This window comes from Nostoc sp. UIC 10630 (assembly GCF_010747425.1).
Classification (GTDB): Bacteria; Cyanobacteriota; Cyanobacteriia; order Cyanobacteriales; family Nostocaceae; genus Nostoc.
In genome coordinates this window covers 1-25,475 of the sequence record NZ_JAAGOG010000125.1, presented here as the reverse complement: position 1 = coordinate 25,475, position 25,475 = coordinate 1, and the positions used below count along the sequence as shown (strand labels likewise).

The window sequence follows — 25,475 nt, the reverse complement described above, 5'->3', positions numbered from 1 at the left end:
TGATAATACTGGCAACATCTCTGTTACTTTTGAAGTCATAAAATATGCTAACAAGTTTTTCTGCACATCTTTTCAGCTTCATAATTCTACGAAAAATAGCACATACTGATATCTACCAAAATGAATAAAATTATTTATATCAGCGTGTAGATTTACTTAAAATATCTTTTATGAGAATGTCATATAGATTTTTATATTTACTTAATTGTTGTAATATTTGTATCTGATAGCAAGCAGCATCTTGAGTGATAAAATTGCCCAATAAATATGGATTTCCTTTAGCCAATGCGTTGTTGTGGAAGAAATAAATTTACTATTTACTAAGTGTATTGAGATATTGTGGGAAACAAAAGATGCAGATGATAAAAGTGAAACTACGGGATAAGAGCAAGAATACGTTGAATTTTAAAGAGAAATATTACCTTACCATTTATGCCATCCGGTATATGTGCGCGAACCGCAGTAGCGATTAACTTAAATATTAGGAAAATGCGCGAATTGGCTGGGTTTAAGCTAAAGGGAATCAATAAAAGCCCTTTGGCTTACTTTTTGAGCAATGGTATTTACGTAAAGTCTCACTGCCTGCGTTTTTCAGCCTTGGGAGTTTTTAACAAGCTCACTAAGCTTTTATGCTGCCGTGTTCAGGCAAAATCTCTAGTAGAAATCAACCTGTATTAGGAAGTGGGCGATGCACATTGGATTTCTCAACCCTCAAGGCAATTTTGATTCAAACAATAGTCACATAACCAAACACCCAGATTTTGGGGGTCAACTGATCTACGTTAAGCAAGTCGCCATAGCCTTAGCCGAAAAGGGACACAAAGTTGATATTCTCACCCGTCAAATTATTGACCCGGAATGGCCAGAGTTTGCCCAAGCGTTTGACACTTATCCAGGAATCGATAATGTCCGTGTTATCCGCTTACCAGCTGGGCCAAAAGAATTTCTCCCCAAAGAGTTGTTATGGACTCATCTGATTAGTGATTGGGTACCCAACATCTTGAAATTTTATCAACAGCAAGGTGGCTTACCCGATGCTATGACTGCTCACTATGCCGATGGAGGGCTGTGTGGCGTTCTAATTGAAGAGGATACAGGCATACCTTTTACCTTTACTGCTCATTCTCTCGGTGCCCAAAAGATGGACAAGCTGGAAGTCACTTCAGAGAACTTGTTAGAAATAGATGAGCAATTCCATTTTAAATATCGCATCCTAGCCGAACGCTTGAGCATGAATCGCTCGGTCGTTAATATCACCAGTACACGACAAGAACGCTTTCAGCAGTATTCTCATCGAGTCTATAGGAGTGCAGTGGATGTAGACAACGACAATCGTTTTGCAGTGATTCCACCGGGAGCAGATTTCTCGATTTTCGGTGCAAAGGCACGTTCCGAAAATGAGAAGGCGACTGAAGAGTTCATTCAGGAGCGATTGGCACGGGACATTGCAGAGCCACGTCGAGATTTGCCCGTTATCGTAGCATCCAGTCGATTAGAGCCTAAAAAAAACATATTAGGGCTAGTGCAAGCCTTCGCAATCAGTCCAACACTTCAGGAACGAGCTAACTTGATGTTACTTACAGGGGGACTGGACGATCCCTTACGAGAAGAGGCTAGTGACAGTATAGCTGAAGAGGTATTAGCCCCCATTCGAGAGGTGGTCAAGGAAAACGACTTGTGGGGCAAGATTAGTGCATTTGGCTTGTTAGATCAGTCTCAAGAGTCACTGGCAGCAGCCTATCGGTTTATGGTTAAACGCCGCTCGGTATTTGCGCTGACAGCACTTTACGAACCCTTTGGACTTGCTCCTTTAGAAGCAGCAGTTGCAGGTTTACCAGTGGTAGCAACTAAGAACGGTGGCCCTAGCGAAAGCTTGCGACAGGGAAATAAGGAATATGGCATACTCGTAGATCCAGAAGATCCTGCTGATATTGCACGAGGCTTGGAGCGGGTGCTATGTGATGCTCAGGAGTGGGACTATTTTGCCCAAGCTGGTCAGCAACGGGTGCTGAAGACGTACAGTTGGGAATCTACTGCTGAAAACTACCTGACTTTGCTTGAGCAGATTCTGTCTTTACCGGAAACCTGCCCTCGTGCTGAACTCCTGCCCATCCATCCCTATTTTGGTAATCCAGAATCGCAGACCGATGTTTCTTTGGAAGAATTAAGCGACCTCTACTTTGGAACCAATCAAAAGGCACTAAGCACACCTAGCACTTGAAAAAGTTTGGTAGTTCTGAACCCAATACTTCTCGCTTTGTGCATTTTTAACTCGGAATCGGGTGTGGGTTAAAGGTTTTTATGCCTAACCCAAGCGTATTGGTTTATATCTCCAACAAGTTAACTTTGAGTTTGAGCCAGAATTGGTAAACTAATGACAAATTCTGTTCCTTCACCTGGGGTAGAATTTACATTTAGAGTGCCACTGTGTTTTTCTATAACAATAGAATGAGCGATCGCTAATCCTAATCCCGTTCCTTTACCAACACCTTTAGTAGTAAACAAATGCTCAAATATTTTCTCTTTGACTGACTCGCTCATCCCCACCCCATTATCAGCAATCTTTACTTCAACCTGTTGATATTTTAAGGAGGTAGTAATTGTAATTCGATTCGGATTAGCTTTAATATCCTCAAATGTCCGATCTGTATTTGATTCATCCAAGGCATCAATAGAATTCGCTAAGATATTCATAAATACTTGGTTTAATTGTCCCGGAAAGCATTCAACTGGCGGCAAGTTACTGTAGTTAATCACTACCTCAATTGCTGGACGATGATCATTAGCTTTGAGACGATGTTTTAAAATTAGAATTGTACTATCAATTCCTTCATGAATATTAAATGGAACTTTGTAATCTCTATCGGCACGAGAAAAAGTTCGGAGGCTCGTACTAATATTTTCTAGCCTTTCACAGGCCATAGTCATCGAATCAATTATCTTGGATAAGTCTTCTAATGTATAATCCAAATCAATTTCTTCAGCATGGTTGATGATTTCTTCCCCCGGCTCGGAAAACTTTTCTTGATACAGTTTTAAGTGTTCAAAAATATCAACGAAGGTGGGTTTCGCTTGTTTGAGACTGGCAGCAATAAAGCCCAAAGGATTATTCATTTCGTGAGCCACCCCAGCCACTAAGTTACCCAATGCAGACATTTTTTCGCTTTGGACGATTTGTAATTGAGCTTGTTGCAAATCTTGTAAAGCTTGGCCGGCTTGCTGATAAAGTTGGGCATTTTCTAAGGCAATTGCTGCTTGGGAAGATAGTAGGTTAATTACCTGTAACCGATTAGTAGTAAATACCCCTTGATTCAGTTTATTTTCTAGGTAGAGAATCCCCACCAAATGACCTTGGTTAATAATGGGCGTGCATAATATACTTTGAGGTTGATGTAAGAGCATATATTCCCCAATGACACCGGGAATATTTGTTTTGCAATTATCTATGATGACAGTTTCTTGAGTATTTATAACGTAATTGATCAGTTTTATCGGAACATCTTGACTAGCGTCTAGTAGTTGTGAATCAAGAATGGTTTTGACATCAGTCTGAGAATTTGACTGTTGATCGATAAAGGTAATTGCCCGCACTTGCCAAATATCTTCTTGAGGAAGAATTAATACAGATGTTTTTGCACCTGAATTTTCTAGGATAATGCGGGTGAGGCTGCTGATGAGTACATCTAATTCGATACAACTAGAGATAGTTTGAGCGGCTTTGAGAATGCAGGTTAAATCTAGAGTATCAGAAATATTAGTACTGCTGGTAGCATAAGTAGATGTACCGACAATAGTGGATATGCTATCTAAGGGATTAAAGTAGAATTCTTGCTGTTGCAAAATGGGTTTGAGTAATTTGGGATAGCGTTTTTCTAAGTCATCAGTTTTGGCTTTTGCTCCCCAATGGGCATAGCAGTAATATGCCTGTTGCAGATATCCTTCTGCGGCTTTTTCTTTACCCCATTCTAGGTAAAATTTGGCAGCAAGCTCGTTAGCGATCGCTGTTTCCTGAACATAGTCATTGGCGATCGCTTCTTGGATAGCTATTTCATAATAATCTGCGGCTTGTACGCGATCGCCAGTTACACGAGCTTGTTCAGCCAAAACTAAATTGTACTTATGCTGATAATTGACTGGCGCATGATTTGCCCATTCTTGCATTTTTGCTTGGTTTTCAGCTACTTTTTGGAGATAAAGCTGTTGCTGTGCTTCATTTGCTTGAGAACAAAGAGCTAACAAACTCAAAGATTGATAGAAATTTCGCAAAGGAACAATTAATAAGCCTGCTGCTCCCTGCTCATATTGCTCAAATTTTTGGGAATATTCCCAAGCAGACTCGTATTCGCCAAAAAGATAAGCTAGAAGGGTTTTTGCTAGATAGACATAACAAATACCATTTATATTGTTAGTTGCAATCAAAGTTGGTAACATCTCTTCTTCGTGAAAGTGTTTACCAATTAAGCAGCAGGGATTAACCGCTTCTCCTTGTAAATTTAAAACTGTCTGCCTCCAGATATTTCCCCAAACTAGAGATACCTCTTGTTTAATTTGCTGCATTAGATCGCAATATTTATTTGCCTCCAGCACCGCATTTTCTAAATTTTCTCCACTCCAAAAGAGAAACTGACTGTAGCAATTAGCACAATAACCAACATATTCTAAATTTCCAGTTTCTAACCCACTTTGTAACCCATCTAAAAACAAACCTAATGTGGATTTAATTGAATCTTTCCAGTGTTTAATAAATAGGCTGAATGTGAGATAAACTCTACTTTTAAGTTCTTTATTTTGAAAATTATCTAAAAGTTGTATTGCCAGTTTACCAAAGCTATATCCATCTTCAATTGCACCAATACTGCACAAAAATAATCCATAGAGACTGTAAGCTACAGCAGCCTGTGGTGAGTTGCCAGATTGAATACAAATTTTGATCATTGTAAAAATCTTGAGTGGCAGCAACATCGGTTTGGCTATATAAACCGGAGCAAATAAACCCGATAAAATGCGAAGTGCAACTAATTTTTTGGGATCGGTTATTTCTGGCATATCTGCCAATGCTGCAATTGATTGATGAATCAACATTTGTTGCAACTGGTCATATTCATCAAAAATCATTTGAGTGTTACCATCTTCAGGTAAGGTCAAATCTAGTAATTGGAGTGCTTCTCTGCCTGTGGCTATTGCTTCATTGAATTTATTTTGTGCTGTATAAGATTGGATTTGAATCTCATAAGTACGAACTTTTTCTATTGGAGATTTAGCATTTTTAAGGATAATCTTTACTAATGATTTTGATGACTCAAAGTTTGTATTCAGATATTCTGCTTCAGCCGCAGATTCGTAAATAGCAAGGGTCAAATCGTAGCTACTTTGCCAAGCATTTATCGGTAATAGAAGCATTGCAACTTTTAGATACTCTACTGCTGTTGCATAGGCAGTTGAATTTTTGGCTTTACAACCAGCTATTAGATTTAATCGGACCAGATTTTCTCGTTCACCAGGTTCTTCCAACAACTCCAATCCGTAATTGAATTGGTTAACGATCGCAAAAATCCCTTCCTCTTGCTGATGCAAAGGTGTATTTTCCAACAACAATCGCCCAATTTGCAGGTGTGTTGACTGTTTTTGTGCTTCTGGAATAAGTGAATAAGCAGCTTGCTGGACGCGATCGTGTAAAAATTTATATACAACCATCTCAGAATGTTCTTGAGTAGCTGCTTGATTTTCTGAACCAAGAAAAAACTTATAAACCTCACTTTGCGGCAAAATCAACCCTTCTTGCAAAGCCTTCCACAAACAATCTGCGGTTTCTACTTCCGATTGTTTGGAAACAATCGCTAATGTTTTTAAATCGAATTGATTCCCAATACAAGCAGCTAGCTTCAATTGCTGTTGAGTTGTTTCTGGTAGTCTTCGTAATTGAAAGACCATAAACTCAACAACATCATCTGCTAAAGTTTGCTGATTTATTTGGGAAATATCGCATTGCCAGCATCCCTCTAGAAAATTAAATTTAATTAGTTGGTCTTGATGCAATGATTTGAGAATCTGAGTCGCAAAAAATGGATTACCTTGAGCTTTACGATCGACCAATTGCGAAAGAGATAATGCCACATTTTCTGCACAATTTAACGTATCTGCTACAAGTTGATTCAATTGTAATTGGTTTAGTGGTTTCAGGGTAAGGCTATTTACAGTTACACTTGTTTTGCGAATTTCATCCAACATCACCATTAACGGATGTGCTGGAAATACTTCATTGTCTCGATATGCACCAATTAACAACAAATATCCCTGATTAGCTTCATTTGTTAATAATTGTATTAGTTTCAATGAAGCCGAATCTACCCACTGCAAATCATCTAAAAATATTACTAAAGGATGGTCTTTAGTTGTAAATACTTGGAGAAATTTCTGAAATAATAAATTAAATCGGTTTTGGGCAGCATTACCTGATAACTCTGGTGCAGGGGGTTGTTTGCCAATAATTCTTTCTAATTCAGGAATTACTTCAATAATTACTTGACCATCTTCACCTAATGCTTGAACAATTTTATTTTTCCATTCTTCTATTTTAATACTGCTTTCTGCTAGTAACTGATCCATAAAATTACGGAAAGCTTGAACAAATGCCGAGAAAGGAATATTCCGATTAAATTGGTCAAATTTACCTTTGATAAAATAACCGCGTTGACGAACAATAGGTTTATGAACTTCGTTAACAACCGCAGTTTTACCAATTCCAGAAAATCCAGCTACCAATGTTATTTCTGTTGCACCCAGGCTGACATTTTCAAATGCTTTTAGTAGGGTTTTTATTTCTAATTCCCGTCCATAGAGTTTATCAGGAATAATAAATCTATCGCACACATCCCGTTGGGCAATTTTGAAACTTTCAATTTTACCTGTTTTATTTAGTTGACCCAAACTCATTTCTAAATCATACTTTAATCCTAATACGCTTTGATAGCGGTCTTCAGCATTTTTTGCCATCAACTTGCTAACTATCTCCGAGATGACAATCGGAATTTGTAAGTTAATTTTATGTATTGAAGAGGCTATTTTAGCGATATGAGAATGCACCAACTCCATTGGATCATTTGATTGAAAAGGTAACTCACCTGTGAGTAACTCGTAAAAAGTTACACCGAGTGAATAAAAATCCGTTCGGTAGTCAATCCCTCGATTCATTCTCCCTGTTTGTTCTGGAGAAATATAAGCTAGTGTTCCTTCTAATACGTTGGGACTAATTAGGGTTAGTGTTTCCCTTGGTAATAGAGAGGCAATACTAAAGTCGATTAATTTAACTTTTTTGGAATGAGGATTAATTAAAATATTGCTCGGTTTTATGTCTTTATGAATGATGCGCTCAGTATAGAGTATCTCTAAGGTATTACACAGTGCGATCGCTATTTGTAAAAACTCTTGCAAAGACCCCAAGTTTCGCGTCTGATTACGAGTAAAATAATCTTTGAGAGAAATGCCACCAAAATCCTCCATCACCAACACATAGCCATTTTGATATGCTTCCAGGCTGTAAGTTTGGACGATTAAGGATGAGTTGAGATTTTTGCCAATGGTGTACTGATTGCGAAACTGTACCAGTTCATTAAAGGTGGGATATGAATTTTTCAGTAGTTTGATCGCTACAGGTAATGAGTCACTTTCTCGATACCCACGATAAACTATGGTTCTCGCACCATTGTAGATTTCTTCAATGACTTGATATTTGGGAATGCTAACCTGAGTGCTGAACATACTGCTAAATTCTAGTGATTTCTTAGTATATTGTTCCCAAATTAGTAACGTTACATTAATCTTAATTGCTAAAGATTCAGTGGCTTAACATTAGATTTATAATTCCTAGGCTGTTGATAAGATTTGGTGAAAACCCAATTTCTACAGACGTTGTTTCTAATGTGTAGTCTTAGAGACAAAATTTTCAAACATCAAATGCAGACATAAGAGAGCAAACTACTAGCACCTGCTGAAATTTTTAGATAAGTTTCGTAGTCTGACTAGTAGTTCATGTCATTATTTCTGAAATGTTAAGGTGTTCAGATCCCGACTTCTTAAAGAAGTCGGGGATCTAGCATCCCCGCAAAATTAATGCGATAGACCACTATGATTGATGAGAAGGAGCGGTAATTTATTACCCCGCCTGCTGTTATTGAACTGATATTTAAAGAGAGTTATGTTGTAAGCAGCCCTCAATTACCTTTTTCTGGAATTACCGCATAAGCATCAATTTCAAACAACATTCCATCAAGTGCAAGCCTGGGAACGGGGATAAGAGTATTTGCTGGTGGTTTATATCCCCAGAAATTACTAATTTCACGTCCTAATGGAATCAATTTACTTTGGTTGTAATCTGCTATAAGAATAGTAGTTTTTGCTACATCTTGTGGTTGGGCACCAACCGCTTGTAAAGCAAAACGAAGGTTTTTAAAAGCCTGTACTAACTGCTTTTCAAAGTCATCGGAAACAAGATTTCCTTGTAAGTCGGAACCAAATTGACCAGAAATATAGACGGTTCTAGTCCTTGGAGGCGTAACAGCTATATGACTATAGCCATTTCGGGTTGCATCATATAATGTTGGTGGGTTCACCAATTTCAACTCTTTATTTTCTTGAGCCCCCACTTCCTTTTGGGTTCCCACCATAAAGGCGGTAGTTATCCCGCTACCTCCAAGCCACAAAAGTGCATTTCGTCGTGATAAGTTTGCTACTAGTGAATTTACAGCACTGGTAATACGTCGAGTCATTAAAGCTCCCTAAATATGAGTTCTGTATTTTTGCTCATACTGAGTTCTATTATCTACCGATTTGAAGTAAAAAGCACTAGTTAAGATGGCTGTTTCGGAGCGAACAGTCAGCGCTAAACCTACTGACTGCTTCGGCAAACTGCTGGTTTTGTTCCATCAATGCCATGTGTCCGCCTGGTTTGAGGGTGACTCTTTCAGAGTAAGGTAATTCTGCTTTCATGCGATCGCTGGCCACAGGTTTAGTCGCTATATCTGAAGCCCCACACATGACCAATACAGGCACGTTAATAGTTGCGAGTGTTTGTGCTTCGTCAAACTTGAACATTGCCAGTGTGCCACGAGCCAGAACACCAGGCGAACCCAATGCTGATAGGAAAGCGGCAAAATTGAGTTGACCGCGTGTTTCAGTACCCGTAAATCCAGATAGTTCTACGCTGATGTACAGCGAACCATTAAAATACGAAAGCCAAGTCATCAACCAAAAAATCGGCCACAGCACGATAGTCAGGTACAATACAGGTTCAAGTATAGGCTTTTGTAATTTACGTACCAGATTGCTAAATATACAGGTTTTAACCGGATTGGTGTAAGTAGTATCCACAAGAATTAAGCCTGCTACTCGACTCCCTAATTGCTCTGGAAACAGCCTACAAAATGTGAGGTTAATCATCCCGCCCATGCTGTGTCCTACCAAAATAACAGGTTTATCCCCTGCTATAGCAACAACAGCTTCTAAGTCACGGGCATATTTTTCTATAGAGTGATCGTTATTTTTCGGTTTAGAGGATTTTCCTAACCCTGGTAGATCCCAAACAATTACTCGGAAGCGATCGCTTAATTGTCGTTTGGCATAATACCATATAGTACTGTTTGGCCCCCAACCATGTGACAAGATAATTGGTTGACCATCTTCAGGTCCAAAAAACTCAACTTGTAACACGCTCCCATCAGGACGTGGCAACCGTTGCACGGTTTTACTACGCATAAACTTGGGTTCCTGATTTCCAGGACGACGCAGCAGTGGCAAACTGATAAAACGGCCGCCAAAAGTCCACAGAACCATTACTAGTCCAGCTACTAAGTAAGAAGTTCCTATAAGTTCTTGTTCGTACCACTCATAGAGAATGTAGATTCCCCCACCAAGTATCCCAACGGATAGCAGTTGAAACAGCAATATAAGTAGAAAATTATGAGGCATGAATATCATGAGCCTAAACCTTGGGATACCTTGTTAACTGCATTGTCTGTTAGGTTCATACCATAGTTAGAATCATCCAACTTTCACTCCTAGGAATGATTTATACAGTGTTGTCAGGATGATAAAAATACTGAGTTAATAACTACTAAGTAACAATCGTAATGATGCTTGGAACAGATTAATTGTGAAAATAAAATATTGACTATAGAAATTCGTTTTGATTTTTGTTCGCGTAGCGTGGCGTAGCCATACTTAACTTGCGCGGGAAGACAATAGGCAATAGGGAAGAAGACTTTTTGAGTTGTACAGAGTTTTTTCACGCAATCAAATATGAGTCCTATATCATACTATTTAAGAGAGTAATTGTAATCCTTTAGTCTGTAATTGCTGCTCAACATACTGCATTTGTTCAATAGTTTCTCCAGTAACGATCGCATAAAGTTCAGTGTAGATTTTTCCGTATTTAACCTTCTCTAAAGCCGATAAAATCATCAAATCTTTGCGATCTAATTCTGGTTTCAAGGTTATGAGGATTGATTCTAATGTCCCCTCCATGCGGTAGCTACTGGAGTATTTAGCTACTTCTTTTCCCAGTCGCAGTAGAGTATGACGCTGTAAGCACAACGGAGTAGAACCATTAACTCGGAAATTGGCATCAATCGCGTAAAATTGTCCGTCTTGGTTTTCCAGCACATCAAAGCCAATCACGCCGAAATATCCCTGTTTGTGGGCATAATCACCAACGTTGGCAATCATTTCAAAGAACTTGCTCATGTCAGTTTTGCCGTAGTCAATCACTCCCCCTAAATAGTTGCCTTCTGGAGTGACGAGTTGTCCGGTAGTGCCAATGAGAGTTATCTCCCCGGCTTTGTTGACATAGAACTGTACGCAGTAATTCTGCACTTCATTCTTGACGAACTCTGAGACAATAATTGTATCAAGCAACTTAATATCAAGATATTTCTTAATTTCTTCAAGGCAGTAGTTTAGATCGCTGGGACTTTTGATGATATAAGTGCCTTCTCCTGAGAGTCCGTGGGACGTTTTAATTAAGTAGGGAAATTGTGGTAACGGAATGTCTGCAATATTGACTTGGTGCAGATTGTAGCTCTTATATTTTGGACATTGCACCCCTAGTTCTTCTAGCGTTACTTTGCTGAGTAAACGGTAATGGGTGTCTGAAGCAACAGCGTGTTTTTCAGGTTTTAGACAATCAAAGGGGAATAGAGTGATGAGTTTATCAAAGCGTTCGCCCTTGGCGTTGGCACAGCCATCGCTGTGGCTGAGATCGTCTAGATAAGTAGAGCCATCCATCATCTCAATATTGGAGTACTTGAATCCCAAATGCCCTTGCCAGTATTCAAGCAGGGGCTTTGGTGGCGGAATAATCACAATTCCGGGAAGGCGATCGCCTAAGACAGCCAGATTTTTCCAAGGTTCTTTCTGACAAATCTTGTCGAAGGAGGTTTTGCTGGCTTCACTACTGCCATCTTGAATAAAATATTTTTTCCGGTTGGGATAAGCAGCCCAACTCGCAGTTGCAGGATAATTTAAGATAAATCCATAAGATCCATCTGTGATATCTTGAGTAAACAAATCAGAAAGAGAATTGCCTTGAAAGTATTGAAAGTTATATTTTGAGTTCATTAATTCCCCCGATAAATTGCATTCATTTGTGAATGCGGTTGCTTATATAAAACAAGTTTATTAGATTTATAAATAAAACCAATTTTAAAAAAGCTCATGCTTGAGCAAATTCTGGTGTAATTAATCTATCTGCTGGATTACTTGGCTCAGAAAGCTATTGCAGTTGTTATGACTAGCTTTGAGTTACTGAAAATTGCCATATTTTTTGCATAATAAAAATAGTTATTTATAGTTTATGTATCAGTTATATATATATTGTTTATAGTCTTTTTTATTTTTGATTTAATCTACCAAGAGAAATAATAAATTTAGCTAGATAAATCCATCAAAAGAAAGCTCATCTAAAATGGTTTATAGACCAAAGATAATGCAGTGAACTAAATAGCCTTTACGATAAAAAACGTAATATTCCATATTCTTCGTTTCACAAATAGGAAATAAACAGTGTTACCAAAAAAGACCACCGCTAGGAATCAAACTCAACGCTGGACATTTGCTCAACTTTTTGGACTGGTAAAACGTAATCCCCTGATGATTTCGCAGTGGGTGATCCTCTGGGTAGCTGTGGGTACTGCTGGTGGTCTATTCGCTGCGTTTTACTGGAATGTTTTAGAATTTTTAACTCACCATCTGCAACGATTTGAAGGTTTTAGCCTCCTGATAGTGATGCCACTGGCTGGTTTAGTTATCGGGCTGGTGATTCATTTCCTGGGAAATCCCGGTGAAATCGCCGTAATTGTTGATAATATCCATTTTCGTGGCGGACGTTTAGATGTTCGTAAAAATCCTTCAATGATTCTTGCTTCTCTAATCAGCATATCGGCAGGCGGTAGTGCTGGGCCAGAAGCGCCACTAGTACAAGTAACAGGTTCTTTTGGTACTTGGGTTGCCGATCGCCTAAAACTCCAGGGTGAAGACCTCAGAACTTTGAGTTTAGCGGCGATGGCGGCTGGCTTCACAGCTTTGTTTGGCGCACCTCTTGGCGGGGCAATGTTCGCGTTGGAGATTTTGCACCATGAGCATATTGTGGAATATTACGAAGCCTTGATGCCAGCCATTGTTTCAAGTTGCGCGAGTTATCTGGTATTTGCAGCAATTACACATTTGGGAATTGCACCCACTTGGCATTTTCCCCAGTACCACCTAGAAAAAATTGATGATTTTGCGATCGCGATCGTATTCGGAATCATTGGGGCGGTGGCGGGATGGATTTTTATGAGCATTTTTCGGGGTTGCGATTACTTGTTTGCTAGAATTCCGGGCCCTATTTATGTACGCACAACATTAGCAGGATTTGGGCTTGGCAGTTTAGCAGCTTTATTACCCCTAACCCGTTATTTTGGACATGAAGAATTAGAGCCAGTCCTCACCACTAGCTTTGGTGCTATTTTTCTCTTAACTCTTGCTCTTGGTAAAATGGCAGCCATTAGCATTACGGTAACAGGTGGGTGGCGCGGTGGATTCATTATCCCCCTGTTTTTCACTGGTGCTTGTATTGGTAAAGCAGTAGCAGTGTTAATTCCGGGGCTTAATCCCGCCCTTGCCATGATTTGTACAATGGCGGCCGTCAATGCAGCCGTAACGCGCACACCTATAAGTACAACTCTGCTGCTGTCAAAACTGACTAACTTAAGTCCTTTTACACCAATCCTTTTTGCCAGTTTGATTGGATTTTTTCTCTCGCCCAAAGTTCCTCTGATTGCATCTCAACTGAAGTCCCGGAGAGAAGCTACTGAATGAAAGGTTAGCTAGGGGTATTGGGTTAATTTAAGTAGGTTGGCGAAACTAAAGTTAACCGGCTAAGGCTGTCATTTGTCCTTTGTCATTGGTCATTAGTAAGGATTTTAAGCCTATTTACGTTTCGTAACATACTTAGTTTTTTCACACTAACTTATTTACCTGCAAAAGTGCGATCGCCTTTTGATTTTCCTCGTGAACGCCTGATTTTTAGGATGGCGATCGCTTCTTGCCTGTAACTTCGACTCTTTTGTTTACCAAAACTGTATTACTGACCCAGGAATAATTTAGCCTAGTTTGTACCTATTCCTCTTGCCATTATTGCTGCTAATAAAGGAATTAGGGTAAAACCAACCAATTCAATTCTAATGAGCCAGATGAGACGATTTAGTTTTAGTAATTCTAGCTTGGGTGCTTGCCCCTGTCGCAGACTTTTCACCCAACCAATGAAAGAAATAGTGGGATAGAGAGATAGCAAACCCACCACGATGAAAACCACAATTTTGGCGTAAAAAACTGGGTTGCTTAAATAGTAAACCGTGCCTTTACCAAAGTAGATAACACGCAAAATGCCTGTGACAAGAACGACAGTTGCTGATATACCATATACTGCATCAGCTATGACAATCTTCCAAGCCTCATTTAAACTCAATTCTTTTTTTAAATTCAATGCTTCTGATACCAGAGCGCCAAAACACAACATGAAGCTTAAATAATGTAAGTACGCAACTATGGCACTTATCCACATATTATTTTTAGTTTTTGCTAGTTTACTGTTTTGATATTGCTTTTGATGCGAAAACTTTCATCATCAAGCTCAAATTAGCACTAAGACAACTAGCTAAAAAGTGACCAATAATTCAGATTTTCATTGACTACGAACCCACAATCATTAACAGGGGTTATTACTGCATTCCCTGGTGATTCCAGCTTCGAATTTCAAAAATTAGCTGGCATCGGCTTTGTTGTGGCCAACGTTAAAAAGTTTGATGGTATAGATGAATATAGGAATAATCGAGTCTTACTGTAACGGGTTTTTAGAAATTGTACCAGAGAGCGATTATTGGCAGATTGTAGCTATACATATCAATGGCCACGCCTACTGCCCTACTCCTCGGCTTTATCGTTCAGAAAAAGTGGCATTGGCAAAAGCTGCACAAATTTATGATTGGCTAGCTGATCGCGAAGGAAAAATTAGTGATGGGGCTTGTAATTGTTCTGAGTTGAAACTCATCTTATGGAAGCAAACGAAAGTATCTTAATTACCGAAGAAAGGCAGAGGGCAGGAGGAAGAAAATATATTTTTTGCCCTCTGCCAAACGGGTTTAAAGCCCCTAAATTTATTTATGAATAAAGGTAAAAAAATGTATGTATTTTGAGACGCGTAGCGCAAAAAATACAGCGTCCATTATAAATCCCCTAAATTTATTTATGGGGATTACCTCCTGCCTCCAGCCTTCGTCCTCCTGCCTCCTTACCCTTGCGATCCAGAATTTCACTTTAAATTAGTCTGAGTGGCGATTTTCTCCAAAGTAGGGAGTACCTAAAGCTTTAGGAGGTGTAGATTTTCCCGCTAATCCTACTAATGCCAATAAAGCGATCGCATAAGGTAGCATGACTAAAAATTGGTAAGGTATATTTGCCCCTAATGCCTGAATTCGCAGTTGTAAAGCTTCTGTAGCCCCAAATAGCAAACAAGCCAAAGCACTACCTACAGGATGCCATCTGCCAAAAATTAATGCTGCGATCGCAATAAATCCCTTACCAGCACTCATCCCCTCGGCAAAAAATCTTACCTGTACCAGAGTTAAATAAGCACCTCCTAAACTCGCAAGACAGCCACTAATTGCCACTGCGATATAACGGATATTTTGTACCGAAATTCCAGCCGTGTCAGCAGCTTTCGGAGATTCTCCCACTGCCCGCAATGTCAGCCCAAAGCTAGTTTTAAATAAAATATATGTAGTTAAAATAACTAAGATAAATAGTAAATATACTAAAAAATCTGACTGAAATAGTAGCGGCCCGATTAGGGGAATATTGGCTAAACCAGGAATTATAATTGTCCCAATTCCAGGTAACTGCTGTGTACTACTGCCACTAAACACTAACCGGGCTAAAAACGATGTTAATCCAGCTGCAACAAGATTAATTGCTAGCCCAGACACCAATTGATCGACACGCAAAGTTACACACAAAACAGCATGGAGTAGTCCGACTAATCCCCCAACAATCAAGGAAGCAAGGATACCAAGCCAGGGATTACCAGTGTAGAAAGTAGCCGCAGCACTAGTAAAAGCACCTGTAAGCAACATTCCTTCTAAAGCGATATTTAACACCCCGGATCGTTCCGAGTACAATCCTCCAAGGGCTGCAAATGCTAGGGGTACGGCTAGACGTAAAGTAGCTATTAAGTAATCAGAGAAGAAGTTTAGATTATTCATAGAGTTATTTTTTAACGCAGAGGTTCGCAGAGGGAAGCGCAAAGTATCGCAGAGTTTTCTCCGTGTTCCTCTGCGTTAAACCTTTGCGCCCCTTTGCGTTTTTACTCTTATTTCTCTTTCGACTGCGAAACTGATAGCAATAAATAACACCATAAACCCCTGAATTGCGTAAACCACTGTTACCGGCACACCTGCACTACGCTGCATCACATTTGCACCACTGCGAAGCGCTGCGAAAAACAAAGAAGTTAAAACTACACCGACAACACTACCACGACTTAAAAAAGCGATCGCAATGACATCAAATCCATAACCTGGTGAAACTTGTTCAAATAGCCGATATTTCAACCCCATCACCTCACAACTTCCAGCTAACCCAGCTAAACCACCCGCAGCAGCCATCACCAACATAATGGTACGTTCAACAGATATGTGGGCATAACGGGCGGCAATCGGGTTAAATCCCACTGCTGTAATTTGATAACCTAGTGGCGATCGCACTAACAATACCCATAAAATAGCTGCGGCAATTAAAGCTAATAAAATCCCAGCATGGGCGAGGCTTTGCGGTAATATAATCGGTAAACGCGATGTTTTAGCAATTAATGGCGAATAAGGGCTAGGCGCACCTGCTGCCATTAATGGATTTTGGACGAGGTAGCTAACTAAATTCACTGCAATATAGTTGAGCAACAATGTAGTAATTACCTCATTCACTCCGCGTATGGCTTTGAGATAACCAGGAATCCAACCCCAAACTGCACCAAAAACAAATCCTGCTAAAAGTGCTAAAGGGATATGAATCACCGCAGGTAATCCTTGCACATATAACCCAATTAAAGTACTTCCCAACGCACCTAGATAAATTTGTCCTTCACCACCGATATTAAATTGCCCAGCCCGCAACGCCACTAATACGCCTAAACTAGCGAATAATAGCGGTGTCATTTTGGTGAGAGTGTTACCAAATCCAAAGTAGGTAGAAAGAGATTCTTGAAATAAGATACTGTATGCGGTGATGGGATTTGCCCCAGCAATTAGCATCAGGATAGCACCGACGATGAGGGCGGAGGCAATCGCAATTAGCGGTGATAGTAGGGGTAGCAATCTAGGATGAATCCGATTAATTAGTGTCAGCACGAGCCTAACCCAATAGAACGCTTGCACTGAGGCATAACTGGGAATTTATGTGGTGGTGTTTCCAGCTTGAAAAATCTGCTCGGCGGTTAAATTCAATTCCGGCAAAGTAGGTGAGATAATGCGTTGTTTACCGCCGCAGGCATCGCTCCCACGGAACTGTCTGACTTGGTATTCGCCCTCAACTAGTGAATAAATCGATATTGTAGGCTCTTTGGAATTGCCAATGAACGATTTGCCTGCCAGAGCTAGGTAATCTACAATCCAATACTCTAGAATACCAACTTCTTCATACACGCCACGCTTAGTGTAATAGTCAGTACGCCAATTGGTACTAACTACCTCAATCACCAGAGGAATTGATGCAGCCTGAGTAACAGTAGATTCCTTTTTCCACAAAGGTTCATTTACCAGATTGGAGCGATTGATTATTAATACATCTGGAGAATAACCGGATTCATTTTCAGGTGGTTTTACGAGTGCTGTTTTTGGTATGAAGTAAGGAAGTTTAAGCCGATCGTATTCGATTGGAATTTTTGTAGCTAAAAATCCTCTGATCTCTTCATGATCGCCTAATGGTTGTGTCATTTCTACAATTACTCCATCATGCAGTTCATATCGCCCCCCGTCAGGTTTCCACTGTACAAATTCTTCAAAGGTTACTAGCTTGGTTTTAGGTAAAGCTTGAGTCATAGAGTCACCTTTATGAATTTTTTCTGTTTTTATTGTTAATTGTCTACTGATTTAGATTTTCGTTTAGTAAATTTATCAAGAAAATCCCCCAGCCATCAACAAACCAATTTCTTCCACCTTCGCTGTAGCGGCATCCAAAATAGCCACAAACTCACCTCTGTAGATTACTGCAATGCGATCGCTCATTGCCATCACTTCTTCTAACTCAGTAGAAATATACAAAATTGCCGCACCGCGATCGCGTTCTGTTAAGATTCGAGATTGGACGGCTACTGTCGCCCCGACATCTAATCCCCTTGTGGGTTGCATAGCGATAATTAAAGCTGGTGTTTGCGCCAGTTCTCGCGCTAACACCACTTTTTGTTGATTTCCTCCCGAAAGCTGACTTACCAAGATATCTTTCCCACTCGCCCGAATGTCAAACTCTTGCATTGCAGCTTGGGCACGATTAGCGATCGCTTCTGGTTGTAACAAAAAACGGCGACAAAATGGCAGATATTTAAAAGCTTTTAAAATCAAATTTTGGGCGATGCTAAATTGCAACACCAATCCCATTGTCTGCCTATCTTCTGGGATGTAGCCCACTAAAGAATTCTTGTGCGTAAACTCAATTTTACCCTGCTTGATAGTCCGCACAAGAGCGATGTCTTCGACGGGCTTTGCCAACGCATCAGCTAATTCTCGCTGTCCATTGCCATCGACACCAGCAATTCCTAAAATTTCTCCCGCCCGCAGTTCAAAAGAGACATTATTTACAGCAAGAATATTTCTTTCATCAGCAACTTGTAAATTTTGCACCGATAGGATGATTTCTCCTGGTAATGTCGGACTTTTATTTAACTGTAAAGCTACTTCCCATCCTACCATTAATGTTGCTAACTGCTGAGGTGTTGCCACTTCAGTTGATGTTGTTCCTACTACCTTTCCCTGGCGCAAAACTGTGACTGAATCACAGAGATTCATTACCTCTTCTAATTTATGACTGATAAAAATGATTGTGTTGCCTGCGGCTGCTAATTGGCGCAAGATAGCAATTAATGATTCTACTTCTGGCGGTGTCAAAACTGCTGTAGGTTCATCAAGAATCAACAACTTTGCTCGACGGTAGAGAACTTTGAGAATTTCTACCCGTTGTTGTGCCCCAACAGATAAATTTTCAACTTTGGCAGTAGGATCAATTGCTAATCCATAAGCTTGGGATAAAGCGGCGATTTCTTGCTGTTTGGATTGTAGATTTAGCCGCCAAGTTTTCTCTATCCCTAAGATGATATTTTCTGTGACAGTCAATTTCGGCACAAGCATGAAATGTTGGTAAATCATGCCAATCCCTAATTTAATTGCCTCATTTGGTGAAGTAATTTTTATTGGTTGTTCTTGGAGATAAATTTCACCAGCATCAGGTTGATAGAGTCCACTAATAATATTCATTAAAGTACTCTTCCCTGCCCCATTTTCGCCTAGTATTGCATGAATGCTTCCAGATGCCACAGAGAGGTTGATATTGTCGTTAGCAATAAAAGACCCAAAGCGTTTAGTAATATTGTTTAAGCGTAAATAGTTCATATTCACAAAACTGATAGCTCGTAGTGAGGACTTTAGTCCTCCAAATCTGGACTAAAGTCTTCACTACAAAAGGTTTTTAATATAGTCTGCTAAACTTATGTTGTTGCTTTCTTCACACAGCGCGTATCTTTACCAGCTTCTTTGCAGTCTTCAAAAACAATTTTTTTATTAACAATTTCTTGCTTTGCATTCAATACCTTTTGCTTAACCGCTTCCGGTATGATTGCCCCAAATTTCCCTAAAAATAATATATCTGGTCTTTCCAAACCAATTGTATATATTTGTCCTTTGATTTGTTTTTGTTTGGCTAATTCTGCTAGGTAAGCAATGGCTAAATCTAAGCGTTTGACAGCGCTGGTTAAAACAGCTTTTGGTGCAACGTCTAATTGATCATTGGTATTACCAAAAGCATATACTCCTTTTTCACCTGCTGTTTGTAAAACTGCGGCTGAAGCATTATCTAACCATTGATAGATAACATCAGCACCGGAAGAAATTAATGCTAGAGTCGCTTCCTTCGCTTTGGCAACATCATTCCAATCACCTGTAAAAGTAGAAGTAATTTGGATATTTGGTTTAACAGATTTTGCCCCTAATTCAAATCCCCTCAGTTCTCCCTCGGTAGCGGGAAACTTCTCTCCAGCAATATAAGCCAATTTATTAGATTTAGTTACAAAAGCAGCGATAATGCCACATAAATAACTAGCTTGTAGGTGATCTATTCGTAAAGAAGCAATATTCTCACCCTTGAGATTACCATTTACTCCTACAAAAAATGTGTTGGGGAACTGTGAGGCGACTTGTTCAATTGCGGCATCAAATTGTCCGCCATGCGCGAAGATGAGATTGTACCCTTTACGAGCAAAATCTGTTAATACTTCTGTTTGATCTGCTTGTGCTACTTTTTCGACATAGGCAGTTTCTGCACCTAGCTTTTGTTTTGCTAGATTGATTCCTTCATAACCAGATTGATTCCAGCCTTTGTCGGTAATCGTGCCAGGGAGAGCGATCGCTATTTTAAACCCTTCAGTACCACCCGTTGTTGTCGCTGTTGGTGTCGTCGGCTTATTACTGCAAGCTTGTACCACTAAGCTGGTAGCAAACGCGCCTGAACCAAACAAGATAAATTCACGCCGACTAAAGTTTGTTGTCATACCTCGCCTTCAGATAAATAGTTATTTGAGTTATTTCAACACTCTAAAGTCGTAGGTGCTATTTTGGAAACAATTTCTCCCGAATTTCTAAATTCAGCAAAATCATCGCATTACCTTGACTGTTTGAAGACAGCAGTGATTTATACGATATTTTATTACTTATAAAACCACCAGCCAATCGTAAATAACTCATTTGCAGCCCTGAAGAGCCGGGATTACCATTCTGAGTGATTGGCTGATAATCAATACGGTGAATAAATTTTATAATTCATTAACCGTAAAGGGAACTATGGATGGTAAAAACTCTTGAAGAGATGGGGAAAATTCTAATCTTGCTGCATAATCATCTGTTTGTGATACTTCTAATTCAATTGTTTGCTGATTCTCTTCATCAAAGAGCAATTGAATTTGATAATCTGTCCAGAATTTTTCGCCTAGTTCATCTTCTAAATCGAAAAGGAGTTGTTCATCATCACTCCATATATTCGACCAAAGTATTATCCTATTAGCGCGAAAATGATTTTGACCTGTTGTATCTCCAATTACAAAATATGCTTCGACACTTAAATTAAATTCTAACTCATCGACTTCTGCCTCTGTGATGTTACATTTAACCACTATTAAAGTATCTGGGTTAACGTTTACTAGCTCCTCTTGGCGTTTTAATAATTCTTGAAATACGAAATTTGGCAACAACTGGGAACTCTCTTCAAGTGCTTGCTTTTGAGTTTCTGGTGAATAACGAGTTTTTAATTCTTGTGTGATTATATTTAAAATATCTTTACTTACTAAATTGATAACTATCTTTTTATTTGCAGGATTAAGGAAGCATCCTTGATTAAGCTCAATGCGCTTTTTTATTGTCATAGCTTTTTAAAGTACTTTTACTGCGATCGTATCATCTATAAATCAAACTAAAATTTGATCGCATCATTTTAGCCTTAAACTACGCCAACACAATCAAATGCGAACAAGCCTTTTTGATATACCCCAAAGACTTGACACACCCACTAAATATTAAAAGCGATCAAATCCGAGTCAGCAGCCTCACCTTTTCCCTAGATGATAATCTTGATCGCACAAGTCAAACCTTCTTAAAAAACCTTTTTCTCCTAATCCCTCAGAACTCACACCAATAATTAGTAAAGGGGATAGATGACATTCGCTTGTGGCGAAGCACCCATCCCCGAATAGCTGCCCAGATCATTAACCTGGAATCTATAGTCCGGTATCTAATCATCCCAGTATGGTCTGAGATATGTCGATTGTCACTGGGAGAGATACTGATTTAGAAGATATCTACGAAAAGATAGTTACACGTTACTCTTTTTCACGCCTTCCATACCCAACAACGCCGTTCCGTAAGCAGCTTCTGTATACACTGACGCTACTACAGGAATCCGCAAATAACGCGCTCTAATCGTAGTCCAAGTATCATTAGCCGCACCACCGCCAGCAGTATAAACACGGTTTAACTTGTCTGCTCCCATTTGCTGTAATAATTCGTACCCTCGTGCTTCTATGCGGGTAATACTTTCTAACAACCCATGCAAAAATTCCACTGGTTTATCTGGGCGTGGTTCCAAACGTGGGGCTAAATTGGGATCATTAATTGGAAAGCGATCGCCTACCTTCAACAACGGATAATAATCTAACTCGCTGGCAATTGATGGATCAATCTCACGGCTAAGGCTTTCTAATTCAGCATTGCAGAAAAATTGCTGAAGTACTGCACCTCCAGTATTAGAAGCACCCCCAGTCAGCCACAAATCACCCAACCGATGGCTGTAAATTCCATATCTGGCATCTTCTACACGGGTATGACTTAATAACTTTAGTACCAATGTTGAACCCAGTGAAGTCACGGCTTCACCAGGTAATTTTGCCCCACTGGCAAGAAAAGCTGCAATACTATCAGTTGTACCTGCACATACCAGACAATCACGGACAAAACCAAACTTATCCGCAATTTCAGGGCGCAATTCGGCAATGGGAGTCCCAGGAGTTAAAACTTTGGGTAGCTGAATTGGTATTTGCAGTTTTTCTAGCCATTCTGGGTATTTCAACTCTTCCACGTCATAACCCAGCTTTAAAGCATTATGGTAATCGCTAATTCCTAACTGTCCATGTAGGAGAAACCCCAGCCAATCTGCCTGATGCAGAAAATATCTCGCCTCACTAAAAGAGGGTAATTGCCTCATCCACAAAAGTTTGGCTAGGCTGGAGGTGGCACTCAACACAGTATGATTGGGGGGTGCTATACTCCTCAAATGCTCTAGCAGCAATGATCCCCGCGCATCGTTATACATCAGAGGTGCGTCTGTTGGATTGCCAGCAGCATCAACCAGTAAGACGGTGGAAGAAGTACCATTAATGGCGATCGCTTTAATTTTTCGCCGTAATTGGTCAGGTATTTGTTCCAGCAGCACAAACAAAGCCTCCTGCCAAATTTTTGGCGTAACGGTGGCTATTGACTCCTGGAAAGGATATCTCACCTCAGCTTGAATACAATAGGCTTCCTCGTCAATTACCACGCCGCGTGCGCCAGATGTACCGAAGTCGATACCCAAATACAAATTCATAATTTTTATAAATTTTTTTAATAGAGAATAAATAAGGAATACTGACTAATAACTGCTTTTGTTGCATCTTGTAACAAGATATTCCACAATTCTGGCAAAACAAGGAAAAGTAGTAAACGAACTGTTCAAAATCTATTCAGGTTAGGAGGTTTTCAGCCATGCCTATCTTAGATACTCTGTACATCGCTCAGATATCTTCCATCTCAGACACTCAAGTCTACATCGCTCTAGTTGTAGCGCTGATTCCAGGAGTTCTAGCTTGGCGATTAGCCACAGAACTTTACAAATAAGGCTACGATGTGACACAGTTGAAAAGCTAATAATCCTGGCAGTACGGGGTGCAATTTCCTTTCTTCTTTTGGCGTTATGCCATCAGTAGCGAGGAAACTAGCACTTACGTAAGCCAGGTTATTTTTTAACTGGTGCAACACTTGTAGCTATTTCGAAAAAATGAAGTAATATGACAGCTAAATCAAGCATTCAAGAGTACTGAGTGCTGTTAGCGGTAGCGGGGCGTTTAGCCTGTGCTGAGTGCCCAGGAAGAAGTAATGAGTAAAAAGTAGTACTTATGAACCTTCCCACTCTAAGCCGAGGCACTAGCTACTCTGAACTGATTTGATGCTGAGTGTGATTAGTGATTTTTTTACTCAGCACTCATAACTCAGCACTCAGCACTCTTCATAGTTCTTCCCTTCACTAAGCGAGGTTATCTTTTAGCATCATGAACGCGATTCAACCCTCCAGACCACCGTTACAACCTATACAAAAACGCCGGGCCATTCCTCGACCAAAGCGGCATCTTCGTCAACGTTCTTACCAGGTGATGGCAATAGAAAGCACAGCTAAGATAGCGGTTAATCTTGTAGTTACAGCCGTTGCAGCATCTGCTTTAGCACAACTTTTGCCTCATCATTGGTTACAGCAAGAAAAGTTGCGAGAAATTAATACTGAAGTCAAGTTGATGGAAGTACACGTCGATGGTTTACAGGTGGAATTTAGTCGTAACTTCGATCCCCAGCAAACTAAAAGAATTATGCAACAACAAGGATTCCGATTTGCTCCCAATCAGCGTCGGGTCGTGTTGATGAATAAGGATCTTAGAGAAGATGAACAAACAGAGTCATCACCTTAAGCTAAATGGCTAATTTGGGATTATTTAGGTTTCTTGTGATTTTGGCTACGTAAAAACCGGGTGCTAATTTATATTATTGCTAATAAATAATGGTTAATAGCTAATGTTTGAATAGCTATGTAGTTATCATCTATTAGTAAAATTCTATTCAAAATTTAATCAATTATTTTGAATTTTGAATTCTCAGTAAGTAAGTAAGTTGGCGTAAATAATTATCCTTGGGATCAGCCAGGGGACAAGGAGCAGTAAAAAAAGGGCTTGAGCCTTGTTTACTTTTCTTCACGCAATTTGGTTTTATTGTGCCGACTTACTTAGAACTAATCTACCAAATAGGAAGTAGGATGCTCAGGAGATAACAAATCGTTTAGCCAATTTTCGATTTTTAAACGCAAGTGAGAACCAGTGAAGTCCCTAGTTGTTTCGAGAGCAGGCAGTTGGGTGAGGGCACGACGATAATCAGCGATCGCACAATTCCAGTCACCCCAAAGATGGTAAGTTCTGCCGCGTTCAGCCCAGATATGACCTTCTAGTTGACCGAAAAGCTGTGCTAACTCAAAATTCTCAATTGCCTCCTCGTATCGCCCCAATTCACGCCAGGTAATGCCTCGGTTAATCCAAGCCCGAACATAGCCAGGATTCAAATCAATGGCTTGATCGTAGTCGGCAAGTGCTGTTGCTAATTCTCCACAAGCTGCATAGTAATTTGCCCGGTTATTATAAGCACTAGCCAAATAGGGATTGAGTTTCAGGGCGGTGTTATAGTCGTAAAGCGCTTTTTGCCTTTCACCACTTTGGAAATAAATTAGTCCCCGGTTGTTGTAATCAACGGCATTGTGCGGACGGCGGTAAATTAGTTGGCTTAAAAGTGCGATCGCCTCAGCATAGTCACCTTCTTGAGCCGACTTCAAAGCAAAAGAGCGTAAGTAGTTATTCCCTAAAGTAGATGCGCTGCGATCGTTTTTCTTATGATCTTGGACTTTACTTGTATTATTTAAAACACATTTATATTGCTTTCTTTGCTGGTCATCGTCAGCTAAAAATGAGTGAATATTCATCTTTCCCTGCTTGAAATCCCTGCTTTGTAAAATTAAATTCTAGTTTTTGCTCGGTAGTGCTTTTACCACTGTGTCTATTTTTAAGGTATTTAGGGTTACAAAAAAGCCATCTAAAGAGAGAACTTTACCTAGCCGCACAAGAGAAATATACGTCCTAAATAAACAATTGCTCCTCAAACCTAATGATGGATACTTGATCCCAGAGGTCAATTCCAGAAATAGCAGATGTCAATCTCAAAGACTAGTCAGGTAGTGAGAGCGACAAATTGGTAGAATGCCAACAAGACGTTCTTTTAGAGATGAGAAAGAGGGGAGAGGGGCAGAGGGAGATGAGGGAGCAGGGGAAGCAGGGGGAGAAAGAATAAAGA

At 39.9% G+C, this 25,475-nt stretch carries 18 protein-coding genes; 5 read left to right on the top strand and 13 right to left on the bottom strand.

Annotated features, from left to right (window positions below; translation table 11 throughout):
- Window positions 1–688 precede the first annotated feature (688 nt).
- Complete coding sequence (locus G1O98_RS24820; RefSeq protein ID WP_163933232.1) at window positions 689–2,221, top strand: glycosyltransferase; 1,533 nt, start codon at window positions 689–691, stop codon at window positions 2,219–2,221.
- A gap of 119 nt (window positions 2,222–2,340) precedes the next feature.
- Here G1O98_RS24820 and G1O98_RS24815 read toward each other — a convergent pair whose 3' ends face one another.
- The 4 genes from G1O98_RS24815 to G1O98_RS24800 form a co-directional block, all read right to left on the bottom strand.
- Entirely contained in the window at window positions 2,341–7,758 is a 5,418-nt protein-coding gene (locus G1O98_RS24815) for an AAA family ATPase (protein WP_163933229.1), read from the bottom strand.
- A 452-nt stretch (window positions 7,759–8,210) separates the two neighbouring features.
- The gene (locus tag G1O98_RS24810; RefSeq protein WP_163933226.1) at window positions 8,211–8,765 is read right to left on the bottom strand and encodes a RidA family protein; all 555 of its coding nucleotides are present in this window, start codon (window positions 8,763–8,765) and stop codon (window positions 8,211–8,213) included.
- 76 nt (window positions 8,766–8,841) lie between these two features.
- Window positions 8,842–9,963 (bottom strand): alpha/beta hydrolase, encoded by a 1,122-nt coding sequence (locus G1O98_RS24805; protein WP_243458531.1) that lies wholly within the window; start codon window positions 9,961–9,963, stop codon window positions 8,842–8,844.
- 351 nt (window positions 9,964–10,314) lie between these two features.
- A complete protein-coding gene (locus G1O98_RS24800) occupies window positions 10,315–11,610 on the bottom strand; it encodes a carbamoylphosphate synthase large subunit (protein WP_163933221.1) in 1,296 nt (431 codons plus the stop codon).
- 444 nt (window positions 11,611–12,054) lie between these two features.
- Here G1O98_RS24800 and G1O98_RS24795 point away from each other — a divergent pair, with 444 nt between their 5' ends.
- Window positions 12,055–13,350: a chloride channel protein gene (locus G1O98_RS24795; RefSeq protein ID WP_163933218.1), complete on the top strand. Its 1,296-nt coding sequence runs from the start codon at window positions 12,055–12,057 to the stop codon at window positions 13,348–13,350.
- A 289-nt stretch (window positions 13,351–13,639) separates the two neighbouring features.
- Here G1O98_RS24795 and G1O98_RS24790 read toward each other — a convergent pair whose 3' ends face one another.
- On the bottom strand, window positions 13,640–14,095 hold the full coding sequence (locus G1O98_RS24790; RefSeq protein ID WP_163933215.1) for a DUF2214 family protein: 456 nt from the start codon (window positions 14,093–14,095) through the stop codon (window positions 13,640–13,642).
- A 250-nt stretch (window positions 14,096–14,345) separates the two neighbouring features.
- On the opposite strand from G1O98_RS24790, the gene G1O98_RS24785 reads away from it, so the two are divergent.
- Window positions 14,346–14,609: a hypothetical protein gene (locus G1O98_RS24785; protein ID WP_163933212.1), complete on the top strand. Its 264-nt coding sequence runs from the start codon at window positions 14,346–14,348 to the stop codon at window positions 14,607–14,609.
- Window positions 14,610–14,852: 243 nt separating this feature from the next.
- Here G1O98_RS24785 and G1O98_RS24780 read toward each other — a convergent pair whose 3' ends face one another.
- The 7 genes from G1O98_RS24780 to G1O98_RS24750 form a co-directional block, all read right to left on the bottom strand.
- On the bottom strand, window positions 14,853–15,791 hold the full coding sequence (locus tag G1O98_RS24780) for an ABC transporter permease (protein ID WP_163933209.1): 939 nt from the start codon (window positions 15,789–15,791) through the stop codon (window positions 14,853–14,855).
- A gap of 75 nt (window positions 15,792–15,866) precedes the next feature.
- Window positions 15,867–16,931 carry an ABC transporter permease gene (locus G1O98_RS24775; RefSeq protein WP_345940591.1) on the bottom strand — a complete coding sequence of 355 codons (1,065 nt, stop codon included), beginning with the start codon at window positions 16,929–16,931 and terminating at the stop codon, window positions 15,867–15,869.
- Window positions 16,932–16,976: 45 nt separating this feature from the next.
- Window positions 16,977–17,621, bottom strand: coding sequence for a Uma2 family endonuclease (locus G1O98_RS24770; protein ID WP_163933206.1), 645 nt, complete (start codon window positions 17,619–17,621; stop codon window positions 16,977–16,979).
- Window positions 17,622–17,696: 75 nt separating this feature from the next.
- Window positions 17,697–19,184, bottom strand: coding sequence for an ABC transporter ATP-binding protein (locus G1O98_RS24765; RefSeq protein WP_163933239.1), 1,488 nt, complete (start codon window positions 19,182–19,184; stop codon window positions 17,697–17,699).
- Window positions 19,185–19,279: 95 nt separating this feature from the next.
- Window positions 19,280–20,338 carry a BMP family protein gene (locus tag G1O98_RS24760; protein WP_163933203.1) on the bottom strand — a complete coding sequence of 353 codons (1,059 nt, stop codon included), beginning with the start codon at window positions 20,336–20,338 and terminating at the stop codon, window positions 19,280–19,282.
- Window positions 20,339–20,599: 261 nt separating this feature from the next.
- The gene (locus G1O98_RS24755; RefSeq protein ID WP_243458529.1) at window positions 20,600–21,205 is read right to left on the bottom strand and encodes a hypothetical protein; all 606 of its coding nucleotides are present in this window, start codon (window positions 21,203–21,205) and stop codon (window positions 20,600–20,602) included.
- 446 nt (window positions 21,206–21,651) lie between these two features.
- Complete coding sequence (locus tag G1O98_RS24750; RefSeq protein WP_163933200.1) at window positions 21,652–22,920, bottom strand: FGGY-family carbohydrate kinase; 1,269 nt, start codon at window positions 22,918–22,920, stop codon at window positions 21,652–21,654.
- Between the two features lie 200 nt (window positions 22,921–23,120).
- On the opposite strand from G1O98_RS24750, the gene psaM reads away from it, so the two are divergent.
- A complete protein-coding gene (gene psaM, locus G1O98_RS24745; RefSeq protein WP_040630342.1) occupies window positions 23,121–23,210 on the top strand; it encodes a photosystem I reaction center subunit XII in 90 nt (29 codons plus the stop codon).
- Between the two features lie 431 nt (window positions 23,211–23,641).
- Window positions 23,642–24,052 (top strand): hypothetical protein, encoded by a 411-nt coding sequence (locus tag G1O98_RS24740; RefSeq protein WP_163933197.1) that lies wholly within the window; start codon window positions 23,642–23,644, stop codon window positions 24,050–24,052.
- 317 nt (window positions 24,053–24,369) lie between these two features.
- On the opposite strand, the gene G1O98_RS24735 is transcribed toward G1O98_RS24740, so the two are convergent.
- The gene (locus G1O98_RS24735) at window positions 24,370–25,107 is read right to left on the bottom strand and encodes a tetratricopeptide repeat protein (RefSeq protein ID WP_163933194.1); all 738 of its coding nucleotides are present in this window, start codon (window positions 25,105–25,107) and stop codon (window positions 24,370–24,372) included.
- Window positions 25,108–25,475 lie beyond the last annotated feature (368 nt).